The 671-nt window shown below is 73.5% G+C and carries 1 protein-coding gene; it reads left to right on the plus strand.

What is annotated here, in order from left to right:
• On the plus strand, nt 1-671 hold a 671-nt coding region (locus tag BRAO375_RS19385; protein ID WP_035641255.1), incomplete at both ends, for a VWA domain-containing protein.

Genomic DNA, 671 nt, shown 5'->3' on the forward strand with positions numbered 1-671 from the left:
TCGGCGCGCGCCGCGGCGAGTGGCGCGCTGGCGCGCGGCTCAACGTGCTGGAGACGCTGCGCGCGGCGGCGCCGTGGCAGCCGTTGCGTCGGCGGGCGCAACGCGGCGGGAAGAGCGGCCGCCTCATCGTGCACAAGGACGACATCCGTATCACCCGCTTCAAGCAGCGCTCGGGCACCACGACGATCTTCGTCGTCGATGCCTCCGGCTCCTCGGCCTTGCAGCGGCTGGCGGAAGTGAAGGGCGCGGTCGAGCTGCTGCTCGCCGAATGCTACATCCGCCGCGACGAGGTGGCGCTGATCGCGTTTCGCGGCAGGACGGCCGAGCTGCTGCTGCCGCCGACGCGCTCGCTGACGCGCGCCAAGCGCAGTCTCGCCGGCCTGCCGGGCGGCGGCGGCACGCCACTGTCGGCGGCGATTTTCGCCGCCACCGAGCTGGCGCTTGCGGTGAAGGCCAAGGGGCAGGCGCCAACCATCGTGCTGATGACCGATGGCCGCGCCAATGTCGCGCGCGACGGCGGCGGCCGCAGCGAGGCCGAGGCGGAGGCGCTAATCGCTGCGAAGCAGCTGGCGCTGACCGGCATCCCCGTCGTGCTGGTCGATTCCTCGCCGCGGCCGCAGGACAAGGCGGCGCAACTCGCCGGCGCCATGCACGCCCGCTACGTCGCCCTG

This window comes from Bradyrhizobium sp. ORS 375, assembly GCF_000239775.1.
Taxonomy (GTDB): Bacteria; Pseudomonadota; Alphaproteobacteria; order Rhizobiales; family Xanthobacteraceae; genus Bradyrhizobium.